Annotated in this window: 18 protein-coding genes; 11 read left to right on the top strand and 7 right to left on the bottom strand. The window is 50.0% G+C overall.

All coding sequences use genetic code 11. From position 1 onward, the window contains the following. Nucleotides 1-99 precede the first annotated feature (99 nt). Nucleotides 100-513, bottom strand: coding sequence for a hypothetical protein (locus tag NYE24_RS10510; protein WP_342478621.1), 414 nt, complete (start codon nucleotides 511-513; stop codon nucleotides 100-102). 90 nt (nucleotides 514-603) lie between these two features. On the opposite strand from NYE24_RS10510, the gene NYE24_RS10515 reads away from it, so the two are divergent. Beyond that, on the top strand, nucleotides 604-900 hold the full coding sequence (locus NYE24_RS10515) for a hypothetical protein (protein ID WP_143804200.1): 297 nt from the start codon (nucleotides 604-606) through the stop codon (nucleotides 898-900). 148 nt (nucleotides 901-1,048) lie between these two features. Further along, nucleotides 1,049-1,258, top strand: coding sequence for a hypothetical protein (locus NYE24_RS10520; protein ID WP_342478622.1), 210 nt, complete (start codon nucleotides 1,049-1,051; stop codon nucleotides 1,256-1,258). Between the two features lie 296 nt (nucleotides 1,259-1,554). Here the strand turns inward: NYE24_RS10520 and NYE24_RS10525 are convergent, their stop codons facing one another. Together NYE24_RS10525 and NYE24_RS10530 are read right to left on the bottom strand one after the other, a co-directional pair. Next, nucleotides 1,555-1,953: a MerR family transcriptional regulator gene (locus NYE24_RS10525; RefSeq protein ID WP_342478623.1), complete on the bottom strand. Its 399-nt coding sequence runs from the start codon at nucleotides 1,951-1,953 to the stop codon at nucleotides 1,555-1,557. A 277-nt stretch (nucleotides 1,954-2,230) separates the two neighbouring features. Further along, a complete protein-coding gene (locus NYE24_RS10530) occupies nucleotides 2,231-2,386 on the bottom strand; it encodes a hypothetical protein (protein ID WP_342478624.1) in 156 nt (51 codons plus the stop codon). 75 nt (nucleotides 2,387-2,461) lie between these two features. Between NYE24_RS10530 and NYE24_RS10535 the strand changes: the two genes are divergently transcribed. Beyond that, nucleotides 2,462-2,683 carry a BTAD domain-containing putative transcriptional regulator gene (locus NYE24_RS10535; protein WP_342479225.1) on the top strand — a complete coding sequence of 74 codons (222 nt, stop codon included), beginning with the start codon at nucleotides 2,462-2,464 and terminating at the stop codon, nucleotides 2,681-2,683. A 286-nt stretch (nucleotides 2,684-2,969) separates the two neighbouring features. Here NYE24_RS10535 and NYE24_RS10540 read toward each other — a convergent pair whose 3' ends face one another. Then, on the bottom strand, nucleotides 2,970-4,151 hold the full coding sequence (locus NYE24_RS10540) for a hypothetical protein (RefSeq protein ID WP_342478625.1): 1,182 nt from the start codon (nucleotides 4,149-4,151) through the stop codon (nucleotides 2,970-2,972). Between the two features lie 471 nt (nucleotides 4,152-4,622). Between NYE24_RS10540 and NYE24_RS10545 the strand changes: the two genes are divergently transcribed. From NYE24_RS10545 to NYE24_RS10570, 6 genes are all read left to right on the top strand, one after another. Continuing rightward, nucleotides 4,623-5,150: a cupin domain-containing protein gene (locus NYE24_RS10545; RefSeq protein ID WP_342478626.1), complete on the top strand. Its 528-nt coding sequence runs from the start codon at nucleotides 4,623-4,625 to the stop codon at nucleotides 5,148-5,150. Between the two features lie 227 nt (nucleotides 5,151-5,377). Then, nucleotides 5,378-6,133: a LytTR family DNA-binding domain-containing protein gene (locus NYE24_RS10550; RefSeq protein WP_342478627.1), complete on the top strand. Its 756-nt coding sequence runs from the start codon at nucleotides 5,378-5,380 to the stop codon at nucleotides 6,131-6,133. Then, nucleotides 6,120-7,421, top strand: coding sequence for an ATP-binding protein (locus tag NYE24_RS10555; protein ID WP_036699621.1), 1,302 nt, complete (start codon nucleotides 6,120-6,122; stop codon nucleotides 7,419-7,421). Before NYE24_RS10550 ends, NYE24_RS10555 begins: the two co-directional genes overlap by 14 nt. A 321-nt stretch (nucleotides 7,422-7,742) precedes the next feature. Then, nucleotides 7,743-9,782: a serine hydrolase domain-containing protein gene (locus tag NYE24_RS10560; RefSeq protein WP_342479226.1), complete on the top strand. Its 2,040-nt coding sequence runs from the start codon at nucleotides 7,743-7,745 to the stop codon at nucleotides 9,780-9,782. A gap of 275 nt (nucleotides 9,783-10,057) precedes the next feature. Further along, complete coding sequence (locus NYE24_RS10565; protein ID WP_342478628.1) at nucleotides 10,058-10,651, top strand: DedA family protein; 594 nt, start codon at nucleotides 10,058-10,060, stop codon at nucleotides 10,649-10,651. 36 nt (nucleotides 10,652-10,687) lie between these two features. Then, on the top strand, nucleotides 10,688-11,500 hold the full coding sequence (locus tag NYE24_RS10570; protein ID WP_036699629.1) for an undecaprenyl-diphosphate phosphatase: 813 nt from the start codon (nucleotides 10,688-10,690) through the stop codon (nucleotides 11,498-11,500). 72 nt (nucleotides 11,501-11,572) lie between these two features. Here the strand turns inward: NYE24_RS10570 and NYE24_RS10575 are convergent, their stop codons facing one another. Both NYE24_RS10575 and hflK read right to left on the bottom strand, forming a co-directional pair. Next, nucleotides 11,573-12,442 (bottom strand): protease modulator HflC, encoded by an 870-nt coding sequence (locus tag NYE24_RS10575; RefSeq protein ID WP_342478629.1) that lies wholly within the window; start codon nucleotides 12,440-12,442, stop codon nucleotides 11,573-11,575. Beyond that, nucleotides 12,439-13,482 (bottom strand): FtsH protease activity modulator HflK, encoded by a 1,044-nt coding sequence (gene hflK / locus NYE24_RS10580; protein ID WP_342479227.1) that lies wholly within the window; start codon nucleotides 13,480-13,482, stop codon nucleotides 12,439-12,441. The genes NYE24_RS10575 and hflK overlap by 4 nt, the downstream gene beginning before the upstream one ends. Before the next feature lie 245 nt (nucleotides 13,483-13,727). Between hflK and NYE24_RS10585 the strand changes: the two genes are divergently transcribed. Further along, nucleotides 13,728-13,982: a helix-turn-helix transcriptional regulator gene (locus NYE24_RS10585; protein WP_342478630.1), complete on the top strand. Its 255-nt coding sequence runs from the start codon at nucleotides 13,728-13,730 to the stop codon at nucleotides 13,980-13,982. Between the two features lie 65 nt (nucleotides 13,983-14,047). Next, entirely contained in the window at nucleotides 14,048-15,082 is a 1,035-nt protein-coding gene (locus NYE24_RS10590; RefSeq protein WP_342478631.1) for a transcriptional regulator, read from the top strand. A gap of 194 nt (nucleotides 15,083-15,276) precedes the next feature. Here NYE24_RS10590 and NYE24_RS10595 read toward each other — a convergent pair whose 3' ends face one another. Then, nucleotides 15,277-16,125, bottom strand: coding sequence for a hypothetical protein (locus NYE24_RS10595; protein WP_342478632.1), 849 nt, complete (start codon nucleotides 16,123-16,125; stop codon nucleotides 15,277-15,279). Nucleotides 16,126-16,196 lie beyond the last annotated feature (71 nt).

The raw sequence follows: 16,196 nt of genomic DNA on the forward strand, positions 1-16,196 counted from the left end.
GTGGACGTAATCTCTGATGATGTTGTCCGCTGAGGTGTACAGAGTCGCTCCGTCTTAAGGTGTTGAATAATATCCGTCAGTAAATACCGGGAATCCAAATCAATGAACGCGCTGAAAAAACCGAAGATCCGTAAGTCCACGATCCGGAAGGAGCCCAGACTTCTGTGTTTGGCCTCCATATTCAACTTGGTAATTCCGTAAAATTCCTGAGCTGACAGATGGTTGGGACTGAAAGACCTGGAACGGATGCTGAATCAGATCACGCGGATCTCCAATCCCCACCCCGTTAATAATCACATCATAGTCTGCTGTATGAGCAAATTGATCGTATTCACAAAGCGTGGCCCCTTCCTGAAGCTGGTTCTCCTCCAGGAAAAGGGTCATCCTTTCCCTGGACCGTGAGAATAAATACAGCTCATATTCCTGCGCCGCTGCAAGACCAAGAATCAGGTTCTTGGAGATATGGCCTGTGGCTCCCAGTATGGCAATAGGCTTACGTTTGTGGTTAGTCATGACCGCCGTTCCGAGATCTGCCGCAGCTTCATGAGGCCATCCTCGTAATAATCTTCATCTGCGTAATAGTCTGAGTACTACTGCTCATAGTTGGACACATCGCTTGAGTTCCTGGACAAGGGATTGAGCGAAGCCGTAATGGCCGCTGAGAAGAAGCATAGCGCCTACACCTTTCTGCTATGGTGGTACAACTATATGCTGGAGAATAATCTTAAGCAGCTGGAGCCCGGGGATTTTGAAGAGGTCTTAACGGAGGCTTACCATAACGAATTATACTTTGATGATCTCTATGCACATATCAAATCCATTCAGGCCAAGCACCAGCCGGTCAGGGGGAGCCGCCTGCCATTTCGATCGGAGACGGCTGCAGTTGCAGCCGCAATCTGATAATTACTGCTGTAGATAGTGTCATTCTTGAGGAGAATATCATCGCCGGGCCAGATGTCTACATTGTCTACATTGCCGACACAGACCACCAGTACCGACAGATTGCATTCCCATCCGTGACCAGTGGATCACCTCCACCAGCCAGCAGGTGCGGACCGGTGCGGGCAGCGAGCTGGGCGCCCACTGCGTCATTGTGGGCAACGTGACAATTGGCAAGGGCTGCCGGGTCACACCGAACAGTGTGGTGACCCGGGATTTACCGGACTTCTGTATCGCGGCAGGCAATCCCGCCAGAGTGGTGGATGCCTATGATCCCAAAGCGGGAGTATGGCAGCTGCCCGGCGAGGGTAGCTGTTGATTGTAGAATAAGAAGTATATTACAGAGAGTACTTCAGATTGGACGAGGTTCTGATCCCTTGATAGTCAACGGACGGCTGGCTGTTCATTGATTGCCTACTCCTAGGCTGCTTCCGTTCCGCCGCCAGACCGGACATAACAACATAGTGAGGGTGGCGGCACAGCCGGAAGGACAGTGGTGCTATGTACAGGGCAATGTCCTGTTCGCTGCTTGTTGAAACCCTCAATCTAGCCTATAAGATGCAACCGGTACGCTTCCGCGTAGAAATGGACAAGCCCTAATCATGTAAGCTCCACCTACTGCACCTTCAAGTGATTCAGATGATCCGCAATCCGGATCAGCTCATTGGCCAGCGAGGAGAGAGAAGCCACAAGCTGCTGTTGTCTGTCCATCTCCGGGGCCTCGGACATACGGCTGTCCGTTCGCTCCGGTACGGGAAGCTCTTGTTCATTTTTGCTGTACATCGGGAATCTCTCCTCGATCAGCAGGCGCACAATGGTGCTTAGATGATAACGTTCCATGCGCAGCTCACTGATTCTTTTTAACAGTTTCAGAGTTTCATAGGGATAAAGCGCCTGATCTCCTTGCCGGGTCACCGGTACGAAGTAAGAGAAATACTCCAGCCATCTCTTCACTGTGGTCGGAGGCAATTTCGATAAATTAATGATTTCCAGCTGAGTGTAATGGCGTACCATAACATCGCTCCTCTATTTTAGGTGGACTTATTTACTTTAATGGTATTCATGTGCCTCGCAATAAATGTGTAAAAATACCTATTTCTCTAATTATCGTCCCGCAAGTGGAAACGGTACCGTCCTTTTAAAAATGTATAGCGAAAAAATAATAGACAGGCCCGTTCCGGGGAACGTTGCCTGTCTATTAAGCTGCCTTGGAAGTGGCAGATTGCCTGCTTAAGAAACTTTAAATAATTCGCTGAAGGATTCACCCAGGAGTTCTTTATAGTATTTCCGGTTATGCAGCATACCTGGGTGTGAACTCTCCAGCTTCCACGAATTCACTACCCAGACGGCAGCAGAATTCGGAACGGGGAATATCATAATTCAGGGTGCGGTACAACGCGTTCATCTTCTCGGCCTTATTGCTCAGATGCCCGTGGCATTCCGCCATATTCTGCGGCAATCTCCTTGGTCCGGTCCGTAGAGCCCGTATCGACAATGACAATTTCGCACCGTCAACGATAACATCACCAAGGCGGTCAACACCTATCAGCGGATTGTGGAGCTGCATCCCTACCACGAGCCGGGTTACCTGGCACTCATGGAATTCTATAACCGGCTGGGCGAGCTGAGCTTCGTACAGGAGCAAAATGAGAAGCTCCGCAGCCTGCTCTGGCAGGACCTGAAGCTCACTCCCTCCACCAAGGTCGAGCGCTGGTATGCGAACTGGAAGCGTCTATATACTTGATTCTGTGCCGGAACACAGGCGTTACAGAGTCCATACAAAAACGGTATGCCGCCCCCCGGTCAGGGGTTAGGCATACCGTTTCTTGTTGCACCTGCAGCTTCCATTATAGCGGCAGGACCTGCGCATGCGCGCTGTCCCGTCCTTTCGGTGAAAGGCTGCAGGACATGCGAATCCGCTGACATAACCGGTGTACAATGATTCTTGTGCAGTAGCTACCCATGCCAATCGGACCCTCACTCTTTCAATGTACCCGTTAGGGGGAACTTAAAACGCTCTGGCGAAAGATTTAGAAATTCATGTAGACTACCGTGTAATCGGGAAAACCCTCCATCCATTTCACAATAGTCTTCGGCAGCTTGCTGGTGCCCGGAACATTCGTATAGAACCGCACGAAGGTCTCCGCAATCTCATCTGAATCAGAGGCTTCATCCGAATCGAGCGCAGCCGCCCAGAAATGTCCCTGCTTATCATACATGATGATAGCTTCTGTAAGGGTGAACAACCCTCTCACGCCGCCCTCTATCACCTTTGCCCCCTTGCCGTCCAGATCCTTCGGCTCATCCAGCAGCTGCATACTGTACAGGAACAGATCATAATCTTCCCCTACCAGCTTGCGGAAAGCCTTATCATCTGCTGCCGTCTTGAAGACACCGGTATCCCGCAGCGTATAGACGGTCTCTTGCAAATTTCTTGTGTACTGGCCGGTGTAGGTTACATTAGCCCCGGCAGAATACACCGGCGAAGGGCTGGTGACATACAAATTGCCGTTCAGCAGATAGAAAAAGACTACGGAACCGTCCTCTTCCTTATAGACGGCCATCCGTTTGCGGACTACTGCCGATTCTTCATACAGCTGGCCGGAATGGGCGCCGTCATAGGCATCCATCGAGAAGACCAGCTTATCGCTCTTGACGTTGCTGAATTCAACATATGATCCTAAGAAGGGCGAATCACTCTTCATATACCATTCTCCGCTCCAGTCGGCTGCTGCCGGTACCTTGGCGCTGGCTGCGGCGGTAGCCGTCAATGCCTCTACCGGAAGCTGGCGGGTGCCGTCCGGGTTGCTCCATACTCCCGCGAAGCCGGTGCCGGGAATCCACCAGCCCTCGAAATGGCCGGTTTCCTTGCCCTTCGCATCGTATTCATACATATTTGCGGTTTTGCCGCTGACTGTACCGGTGAGCCGGATCGTCTTCTTGTATTTATCATAATAATAACTTCCGGTCAGCTTCCCGCCGCTCTCTACCTTAACCGACATGTGAATCGGCAGATTACCGTTGATGGCGCCGGTCAGCGGCACCAGCCCGTTCGTGGCCAGACTCTGGGCGGGTGAAGCGGCAGCGGCCACCGTCCCGGACGGCGCAGCCTTCGCCCCGGCGGGAGCAGCCAGTGCCCCAGGCGGCACCAGAATGGCAGGCAGCAGCAGTGCGGCCGCCAGCAGGGTACTGATTTTTCGGATAATTCTCACTATATTCCCTCCCTTTCGCAACCATCTATAACAGCTACGTTACACTGTATGCCATCAATTACCCTTTTACAAGCAGGTAGAAAATAGCTCCGCAATATTAATTGCACTTATAATTTCACCAATCACAGGCTGAGGAGCCAGCGTCTCATTCGCAAGTTATGCATTTTCTATTGCAGGAAATACAATCACCTACTTGAATGTAAGAGCAGAAATCGGTAACGGGTGCAGGATCAGCCTAATATCAGCTCGATGTTCATGCAGCCTTTAACACCCCTGAGGTTCATTCTTACAGTTTCAAAGCTGATGCTGTACTAGTGCCGCCAAATAATCGGCTAGCTGTATTTCGTTACAATTAAACTGCCATCTATATCTGGGATTCTCACCTTTTAACGAAATTTATTTTCAGAAGATACATTGCCAACCTTAGGGTAATTCTATATATACCAAAAATAACGTAGGAGATGATCCGTTATGTCAGAACATAACTCTGCAAACAGGGAGCAGAACGAATCTATAATCAAGCTCAGCTTCCACGCTGATGGCCTGCTCCCGAACAATCCTCAGCTTGCCGCCGTGCTGTACAAAGGTGTTCTCCGGGACCACCCGGAAGACACAGAACAGATCTTCAATAACAATGGCTGGCTGAATAGCTGGGTGAATGGCGTCTTCCCCTACCACCACTATCACAGCAACGCACATGAGGTACTGGGCGTGATCTCCGGCAGCGCCAGCCTTCAGCTTGGCGGAGATGCCGGATACACCGCCGAAGTTGAGGCCGGTGATGTTGTGGCGCTGCCTGCCGGGACGGCACACAAGAAGCTCTCGGCCACGCCGGACTTCCGTATTGCAGGCGCATATCCCGGCGGCATGGACTATAACACCCGCCAGGCCAATGCAGACGACTTCGCTGCGGCGCTCCTCGAGATCCGCGAAGTCCCGCTGCCGGAGCGTGATCCCGTCTATGGCGAAGCAGGGCCGCTGCTGCGGCTGTGGAAGTAGCAGCAGTGCCTGAGCCATACGCTTAAACAGCGGAGCGGGCGGAACGACCCGCGTACCAAGCGTAGCGTTCGCCTCGATCTCCGGATGTTCACCGCTCCGCTTTTGCAGTCCAGGGATTAACTTATGCGTTTGGCCCCTGATCCGCTCATTCCCCTGGACAATACTATATAATGTTGTGTACAAATATCTGCTTAGGCATGGAGCCGGAAGTGAAGGGGGACTCTTGGATGTATCGGGTAGCGGTATGTGAGGATGAAGAACAGCAGCGGGAGCTGGTGAAGAAGATTCTGGTCGGCTTGTCCGTCAAGACGGATACCGAATTTGAAATCGAGCTGTTTCCCTCGGGAGAGGACTTAATCTCCCACTATGAACGGGGCGGAGCCCCCTTCCATATCCTGATACTGGATGTGGAGATGGGAGGTATGAACGGGATTCAGGCGGCGCGCCGTTTGAGAAGCCGGAAGCATTTTGACGAACAGATTATCTTCCTGACCAGCTACCCTGAATATATGGTGGAGAGCTTCGACGTGATTACCTTCCAGTATCTGATCAAGCCCGTCGCCCCGCAGCTCCTGGAGGAGAAAATTATTAAGCTGTGTGATTACTTCCAGGCCCAGGATAAGAAGTTCATGGTCATTAAGTCCGGGTATGAGGAGGTCGTCTTGCGGCATGATGATATTATCGGGATTGAGGCGGCTAAGAGCCTGACGGTCAAGAGCAAGCTGAATGTAATTACCACCACGGGAATCTATGAGACCAGAGGAATTATTGCAGAGTACGCTTCAGCACTGCGGGACAGCCATTTCCTGCATATCCACCGTTCGATTATTATCAATCTGCTGCATGTCCACAAGTTCGCGGGCGGCTCCGTGCTGATGTCGGGCGGGCAGGAGTTCCCGATCGGCCGGTCCAAAATCAAAGAGGTTAAGGACTTCTACACCAAATTCATGATCATGAAGGGCAGCTCCTATGACACACTATAATCTGACCCTTGTCGTCTGTGTGGTGCTGGTGATGTGCTTTCAGACCCAATTCTTCTTTGCCTCTGTATTTGATAAGTCCGCCAGGAAGCCTAACCGGATCATTTATTTCCTCATCTACGGGGTGCTCTGCTTCCTCTACCTGGTCAGCCCGCTGTCCCCTCTATTCTCCTCCGGCGTAGCCCTGCTGATGATCTTCAGTATGGCGCAAGCCTATAAGGTGGAGATGAAGACGCAGGTGATCTTCTCCATGCTGTACGCTGTGCTGATGACGGTGGTCAGCTTTATCTCGCTGTATATTTTCTCAATGATAGATTCGGTAGACTACACCAGCATGGACGGGGGTACGGGGATTGACCGGCCGGCCTTCATCAAGGGGCTGATCCTGAGCTGCATTATTATGTTCCCGGTGATTCAGATCATCCGGCTGATCTCCAAGCGCCGAAGCGTATCCCTGCCCTACCGGTATTATGTGATGTTCCTGCTCGTCCCGCTCATCAGCACCTATCAGATCAACATTCTTACGGTTAACAGCACGAAGGATTTCTATTATTTCTTTGCGATTCTCGGCTTCCTGTTCCTGAATGTGATGATTGTCTATATCTTCGATACGATAACGGACAAATTCCAGTTCATGCATGAGAACGCCCAGCTCCAGCACCAGATGAACTATCAGGACGCCAACTATGAGAAGACGGTGCACAGCTTCAAGTCGATCAAAAGAATCATCCACGATACCCATCAGCAGTTCCTCTACATTGAAGAGTGTATCCGGCGGGATGATCCGGCGGCGGCTCTTGCGCATATCAAGCTTACGCTGAATAAAGTAGAGGATGCCTACCAGCGGGTCAACACCGGCCATCTGGCGGTGGATGCGCTGGTCACGAACACGTTGAATATCGGACAAGCGAACGGCATCCGCATCGATACCCGGCTTAAGCTGTTGCCTGGGGAGCTTCACATCGACCGTTATGACCTGTGCGTTGTGCTGGGCAATATGCTGGATAATGCCATTGAAGCCTCCAAAAAAGTACGGCTGGCCGAGGACCGCTACATTCTTATCCAGATGCACTCCAGTGAATCCGCGTTGTTCATCCGCATCCTGAATCATACCGCCCCGGAGACTACCTCTTTGCAGAGCCGGAAGCCGGACCCGGAATACCATGGCATCGGTCTGACCAATATATCCAGAATCTGCGAGAAGTACGGCGGCAATATGACGATTGAGGCCGGGCATCGGGAATTCAACAATATGGTGGTCCTCCCCTTCTCGCGCGAAGCTTCTATATAAAATGCGCTGAACTTTAAGTTTCGCCGTCGCTGCGGTGAACATTTGGACTTCCGGCCGCTGTTGTCTTTGGATTTCCTGATTGTAACCGCTCCTCGCGGTAGAAATCCAAAGACAAAGGCGGTCGCTACCGCTCCTACAGTTCCAAATTCCCCCTCCGCTTCTTTCACTTTTTGTTACCTTTTATAGCGCTTCTTAATCGTAAGTTTCTACGTTAAGGGATCGTAATCCGCGTTTCAGGGTTATTCAGGCCATGCTCCTCTCTTCTGCCTGTATGATAACTTCAGGAAGATTACCTAAGAGACACAAGAGGAGGAATTCATGATGAACAAGTTAACTTCAGTCGTATTGGCGGCCATGCTGGTGATGCCCGCAGCCCAGGTGTCGGCGCAGGAGAAGGAGAGCCCGGTGCAGGAAACGGCCCGTCTGCTGGGCTCGAAGATCGTATCCGATTACGGGGTAAGCGGCATGCAGTATGCGATTAGGGATCAAGGTGCCATTGCGGTATCGGGCGGCTTCGGTGTATCCGATAAGGCAGCCGGGACTCCCATCACGAAGGATACCATGTTCGGCATCGGCTCCGTCAGCAAAATGCATGTCTCCGCAGCCACGATGATGCTTGCCGAAGATCAGATCATTGACATCGACCAGCCGCTGACTACGTATCTGCCGCAGTTCAAGATGGCCGATGAGCGCTACAAGAAGATTACACCCCGCATGTTAATGAACCATTCCTCGGGCCTGTACGGCAGCCACTACGGGAACAGCATTCTGATGGATGATAGCGATACACAGAATCATGATGACCTGCTGACAAGGCTTCAGTCTGAGCGGCTCAAATCTGATCCCGGCGCATATTCCGTATATTGCAATGACGGCTTTCAACTGCTGGAGCTGATGATTGAGCAGGTGACCGGCAGCAGCTATACAGAGTTCCTGGATAAGCACATGAGCACTCCGCTGAAGCTGAGCTCCACCAAGACGCCGCTGGACAACTTTAACCGGCAGCAGCTCGCCAAGACCTACTTCCCTGGTCTAACGCAGGCATTGCCTAGCGAGAATGCCAATATCCTCGGAGCAGGCGGCCTCTATTCCACAGCCGAGGATCTGACTACATTCGCCGAGATGCTGAACGGCAAGCACCCGGATGTTCTGTCAAAAGCCTCCGCTACAGCGATGCAGCAGCCTGAATACAAGAACGGGCTCTGGGTGCCTGAGGAGAGAAACAGCTTCAATTACGGTCTGGGCTGGGATGCCGTAGATCTGGCACCATTCGGTGATTACGGAATCAAGGCCTTATCCAAAGGCGGAGATACCATCATGTATCACGCTGACCTGATTACCCTGCCGGAATCCGATATCTCCATCGCGGTGCTCTCTTCAGGAGGAAGCTCAATCTATAACACCATTTTCGCCACCAATGTGTTGCTGGCCTACCTGAAGGATACCGGGAAGATTAAGCAGATTCTGCCGGACGCCACCTTCACTCCTCCCGTCAAAGCGGCTATGCCTGCCGAGCTGGAAGCCTATTCGGGATTATACGGTACTGTCGGCGCAACCACTGCCATAGCCATTAAGAATGGAGCACTCAACCTGCCTGAGCTGGAGGGCGGTCTGATTCCTGCACAGAAGTATATCTATACCGGCAAGGGACAGTTCACGAGCCCGGACGGCAGTGCCGCTGTGAGCTTCGATAAGCAGAAGAACGGCAAAACCTATCTGAAGCTGAACACCCACTTAACTATCCCCGGTATCGGTCAAATGCTGATGGTCACGTACGAGTATCAGAAGCTGGATGCTAATCCGCTGAAAGCTTCTACGAAGCAGGCTTGGGCACAGAGAGACGGGAAGCATTACTACGCTGTGGATGAGAAAATCAATTCTTTCTTCTACCTCTCCCCTTCCATCTTGACGAAGACTGTGAAGATTGAACAGGGCTACGCCACCGGGACGCGGATTGTGGACGAGAACACCGCCGTCAATGCGGCTGAAATCCCGGTCATGAACGGTAGAGATGCCTTCGATCTGACCTTTTCCAAGCAGAACGGTGCCGAATATTTAACCATCGACGGCAATGCTTATATCAGCGGGGATGCCGTGAAGCCGATCTACGGAGGGCCGGCCTCTACCAGCACCGTTCCTGCGGGCGGCCAGAGCGTCTGGTTCAAGATCGATAAGAAGGCGGCCGGCAAAACCATGACCGTTACAGCTCCCCCAAGCGGCGGATACGTTGTCTATGATGCGGACGGGATGATTGTAAGCCACTCCAAAGTTAGCAAAAAACCTTCAGTCCAATTGCCGCAAGGCGGAATGGCAGTCTTCGGCGGGCAGGCGGGCGATGTGTTTAAGATCGAGCTGAGATAACGCTTTCAACTTTTCATCCAAAATTTCTCCCTTCTCCCAAACTTGCTTAATGGGTTACAGTTGTGTTTTAATGTTATCAAATTGAATAATACTCTTATCCAGAGTTCGGTGGAGGGCTTCGCCCGATGATACCGCTGTGACCGGCATGCTATAAGCATATAAGTCACAGCACTAGAGGCATCCCGGATGCCTTGCAAAGATGAGAGGGTGCTGACAGTTGATGAGACTGCCCCCTTTAAATAGGGGGCTTTTTGTTTGAGAAGGGAGAGAAATGCATGACAGAATGGATTACGGAGTTTATACTTTTTTTCAAAGATTTGTCGTATGCCGGAATCATGATCGCCTTATCCTTTGAATTTGTGCCTGCTGAAATCGTGCTTCCGCTTGCCGGATATTGGGTGTATCTGGGGGATATGAAGCTTCTGCTGACCATTCTGGCCGGTACGGTCGGCGGCACCCTCGGTCCGCTGACATTGTATGCCCTTGGCCGGTTCGGGGGCAGACCTATGGTGAATAAATACGGCAAGTATCTGTTCATCCGTCCGCATCATCTGGAAGCATCTGACCGTTTTTTTGAGAAATACGGCAGCGGTGTGGCCTTTTACGGGCGCTTCATCCCCGGTGTGAGAACACTCATCTCCATCCCTTGCGGGATTGCCAAGATGAACGTGTTTGCCTTCAGTCTCTACACCTTCCTGGCCATGCTTCCGATCACTTCGATCTATGTCTATCTGGGCTTCAAGCTCGGTTCGCAGTGGGAGCATGTGGACGAAATTGTCAAGCCTTACATTCTTCCGGCGGCAACCCTGTTCCTGCTCGGCTTCGGGCTGTACGTCTTTTCCAAGCGGTACCGGAGACGGCAGGCTTAATCCACATTATTTGCAGTTCAAATTCAGGAGGAAATCATGGAAAACTGGTACAATTGGCTAAATTACTTACTGTTAGGCCTCGTACAGGGGGTGACGGAACCGATTCCCGTCTCCTCCAGCGGGCACTTAATCATTGCCCAGCGGCTGCTTGGGATGAAGCAGAATGGACTCTCTTTTGAAATCTTAACGAATACGGCTTCATTGATCGCCATCTGTTTTATTTTCCGCAAAGATATCATGGACTTAATCACAGGGTTCTTCCGTTATCTGAAGACGCGCGATACGAAGTACCGGTCCGAATTCATGTTCTGTATCTACATCGTTATCGGCACAATCCCTGCAGCGGTTGCTGCCGTATTCTTCAAGGATACGATCGAACGCGTCTTCACCTCTGTACATACCGTATCCATCAGCTTACTTGTTACAGGGGTTGCCCTCTGGCTGATCCGCAATCTGCGCGGCCAGAAAAGAGACGGCAATCTCAAAGTGAAGGATGCCATCATCGTCGGGCTGGCCCAGGCCGTAGCGCTGATTCCAGGGATCAGCCGTTCCGGTTCAACCGTGATTGCCTCGATTGCCGTAGGGATGAAGCAGGAGACCGCCCTGAAGTTCTCCTTCATGCTGTACATTCCGATCAGTATCGGGGGCCTGATCCTCGGCGCATCCGATATCGCGAATGATCCGAACCGTGCGGCGCTGGCGATGCCCTACCTGATCGCCTTCCTCACCACCCTCGTCGCCACCTACTATGCCATGCGCTGGTTCATCGGCATTATGGCGAAGGGCAATCTGATTTACTTTTCATACTACTGCTTCGTAGCGGGTACGTTGCTGCTGATTTTCATGTAAAAGCACATACTCTCAAACCAAAGAGCAGCACTTCTTCCATATAGGAGGAGTGCTGCTCTTCTATTTGTTACACTATTGTTGTCCCATCAGTATCTTCGCATAAGGCGAATCGATCGGGATCATGATGACCGGCTCATTCTTCAGCGTGGTCACATAACTCTGCAACGTACGGTAGAAGCTATAGAACTCAGGAGATTTGCCATAGGCCAGGTTATAGATCTTGGCGGCTTCCCCTTCGCCTTCGGCGATAATCTTCTTCGAGTCGGCTTCAGCCTGGGCCATCAGCTCCCGGGAGGCGCGGTCCGCCTTGGAGGTGATCTTCCGGGATTCCTCGTCCCCTTCGGACAGATAACGTGCAGCAATGGATTGACGGTCCGAGATCATCCGGTTGTACACGCTCTGCTTGTTCTCTTCCGGCAGGTCGGTACGCTTGATCCGTACATCAATGACTTCTATACCGTAGTTATCCCGTGTCAAAGCGGCTACTACGTCCTTAGTAATCTCATCGTTAATATTGCCCCGTCCGGTATCCTCACTGATGATATTCTCATAGTTGACCTCCGACAGCTTACGGCGCACCGAGTTGTAGACCGCTTCATCGATACGCTGGACCCCGCCGCTGACCGATTGAACGGTTCTCAGGAACTGCGAGGCGTTGGTGATTCTCCAGACGGTATAATTATCGACCACAATCGGCTTCTGGTCCTTGGTCAGAATGCTGGTCGGCGAACTCTCGTACGTCATCTGATACTTGGGAAGCTCCGAGACATTCTCGACAAAAGGAAGCTTGAACTTCAGCCCAGGCTCCTCCACCGCACGCATCGCTTCACCGAAACGGAGAACAACCTTATATTCCCCCTCCTTCACGATGTACATAGAGCCAGCCAGCAGAATAATTAGAACGATAGATGATATCAATAGGATGATCGGGTTTCTTTTCACTTGGCATCTCCTCCTTGCGGTGCGGCTGAAGGCGCCGGATTCACAGCGGCAGGAGCAGAGGTGCTATCCTTGGAACTGCGCATCAGCTCATTCAGCGGCAGATAGTTCACAGTGTCACTGTTCGAGTTCGTAATGAAGATTCTGGCGTTAGGCAGAATGGTCTCCAGTGTCTCCAGGACCAGCCGGCTCTCGGTGACACTCTGATTATTGGCATATTCTGCAAAAATCGCATTAAACCGCGCCACATCCCCCTGCGCATTCAGGATACGCGACTTCTTCTCGCCTTCGGCCCTCTCCAGCAGGGCCTGCGCTTCACCGCGCGCCTTCGGAATGATATCGTTCTCATACTTCTTGGCGTTGTTGATCTTCGTATTCTTCTCTTCACGGGCATTCGTCACCTCGCGGAAGGCTTCCTCCACCTGGCCGCTTGGCGGCTCAATATCCTGGAACTTGATATCGATGATCTGAATGCCGGTGTTGTATTTCTTCTGCAGATCCACCAGCAGCACGCGGACCTTATCCTGAATGACCGTCTTCCCGTCGGTAATCGCATAGTCCAGCTTCTCAGAACCAATCACGGCACGGATCGAGGAGCTGGCCGAGTTACGCAGGAATTTGTCCGGGTCATCAATGTTATACAGGTAATCACGGATATTGCTGATCTTCCACTGGACTACCGCATCGGCAGAGACAATATTCTCATCGCCCGTAATCATCATGGCTTCATCATCCACCGGCACCGCTCCATCCGACTCCTGGCGGTATCCGATATGAATCCGCTGGGTCAGTTCCGCAGGCACGGTAATTACATCCTGGATGGGATAGGGCCACTTGAAATGAAGCCCGGCTGAGCTCTCACTCGTATACTTGCCGAAGGTCAGAATAGCCGCACGTTCCTGCTCCTGCACCGTATAAAATGAGGTGGCGCCGATATACAAAAGTACAGCCGCAGCCGCTACCCCCACCCCTATCCTTTTGTACATGCCCGGCTTCAACTTCGGCAGCTTGAACCCTGGGATATTATCGCCATTCTGGTTCATGAAATTCAAGATGCATCGCTCCTTTTGGCGTATTTTAGTCGTAATAAAGGTATATATACGGTAATAAAACAAAAAAGTCGCAACTAATTCAGTTTTGTTCAAGCTTTCTTCATTTTGCTGCGTTTCTCTCTGTCAATTGCCACTATTTCACTGTTTGTACTCATTTGAAATATTGACCATTGGAATATTATAGAATATTATTACAACTATAAATATTTTTTGGAATCCAGTCAGGTGGTGTATTCATGGTCGCAACGATTGCCACAATTCGAGATGCATTGGCAATGTATCTGTCTCAGCAGGGGATGTCCATTCATCAATTCTCCATTCACACGGGTATTAATTCAGGAACACTTAGCCGGTTGCTTAAGGGTCAGCAGCCTATTGCTATGGACCATCTGGTACGGATTACCCAAGGGATGGAGCTGCCAGAGGACCACTTCTACAGCTTATATGTAGACGAATGTTTTCTTCACTCCCCCCCACCTGGCGGCGTTTGAGGCCGTTTCTTTTGCGTTCAGCCGAGCTTGGGCGTCTGGATTGCATTGAACAGGTGGTTCAGCAATTGCTGGAGAAGCTGACCTACGCTCCCATGTTGTTTGAAGTAGCTGAGGGGCTATTTCAGGAGGGGCAATGGCAAGCTGCGGCTCTGCTCTACAAGAATGTGAGCGACTGTGAGAAATACCAGAACTCTGAGCGGCTGGCGGTGTGCCAGTACCGCCTCTTCCGGATCGCCCTTGGCGACGATCAGACCCGGAATCTGCAGGCGGCGCATATCTTTGAATGTTATTTGAACAGGGTGGATGAGGCGGATCAGTTGGATGGGATTAAAAACTTAGTAAATGTGTATTATTCACTACATAAATGGGCAAAAGCAGATAAATTAGCTCAGGATATGCTCCATCTGTCTATGCTTCGTTATAATCTTCAACGTAAATCAAATCGCAGGATGACTGACGAGAAAAAACCTGAAAAACCACTATGTTTCTATATTTACTATTCACATCTTATGCGCGCAAGTGTCTGCGAGGAATATGGCGACTTTACATCAGCACTAAAGTTCGTCACGCTCTACACAGATGCAAGCTGGGTATCCAAAGATGATGAAGATGCAAGAATGACTGTAGCTCAGTTTCAGGAGTGGGGTACAGCAAATACTTTGCTCTATCAGGTCATGTCAGGTCAACAGGAAGTTCTTTCAGAGTATGTCGATCATATCTCACCTCAAAGTGATGAGATATTCGTTGCTTTATCTAATATCTTAACATCGGCTAACCGCTACGGATGGAATGTTGATTATATTCTGGTACGATTTGCTAACTTTATCCCATATCAGACATATGCTACAGAGTTTGGCGGTTATAACCAGCAGATTATGTCAGATCAGCATACCAAATTCCTTGCAGAATTAGCAGCTTATCATCTACACAACAAGCGCAAAGAAGGCATCCAATTTATCATACAAAGCCTAGAATCATCTGCTAGAATTAATAACGAAAGTACAGCGATCAAATGCGCTGATCTGTTTGGAAAACATCGGGATCAAGCAGATGAGAAAGCACAAGTACAATACAACCTTCAAATAGGACCATACTTGTAAGGCTATTAACTTCTTCTGCACACCAAAAACCCCCGGAGAAGCGCCATTTAGCGTTTTCTCGGGGGTTTTACCTATCCGGGTTAATTCCTCGTCTTATTACGGAAATAATTCTGCAAGAACTCTCGGGGCCGCTACCCAACTACATCAAGTTCTTCTTGCCGATTTCATGCTGCGAAAGTTGATTAGTAAACTTTTCAATGAACTTTTGCTGCAATATAAACTGTTGCACTCGTATAGAAATTATAGTAAGGGCCATTATTCCACACTATACTGCTTGGATCTGATATTGCAGTGTTTTGCGAAGGTTGTTCACCATGTTTTTCTGACCACAAACCATTACTATTCTGTAACATAAAATGATAGTCAACAAGGTCGCCACCCATACCCAGGTAATCAGGAAGATCAACTTTGCCGTTACCATTTGTATCAACCCAGCCAATGCGTAAAGCAATTCTATGTTCATCACTATTAACGGCTGCAGTTCTACTTGAGAGTATTCTCCAACCTGATTTGAAATAAAGAGGATTAGTATTTCCATCCTGTATAACTTGATTTGCGGTATAATTGACATTTGTATAGTATTGCGCATCACCTTGATTGGATACGCCGTCACCGTCTCCAGGGTTAATCCAATACGGATATTTTGTTGCATAGGCATAGCAGTTCACTCCACTACTATTTTCGGCTTGGTATGACCATGCATGACCATAGGCGGATACCAAGGCGGCAAAAGATTCGTTTGGGACTTCAAATTCGGGTTGAATTGATTCTGGTGCAAGCAATCTATCTCTAATAATATTCGGGTTCACAGTGGGTCTAGAGCTTGATGTTTCTCTCACATCTCTAACGGTCATAACATTACCCTGAGAGTCAACAATAATTGTATCATCCCCATTCCATTCTCCTACCCATGACTTACCTCCATCCAACGTTTGGACTTCTTTCAAATTACTTTTTTCGATTGGAGCTGCTAATATAGTAGATGCAAAAGCTAGGTTTAATAAAAATATACATGCAACTGCAATCTTGATAATTTTTCTCATAAATAACAATCCCTCCTTGTTTCAAGGAAATTATATCTAAAAAAGGAGACTGTTGCACATGAAAAATATCA

The sequence above is a fragment of the Paenibacillus sp. FSL H7-0350 genome, assembly GCF_038593195.1.
Classification (GTDB): Bacteria; Bacillota; Bacilli; order Paenibacillales; family Paenibacillaceae; genus Paenibacillus_AQ.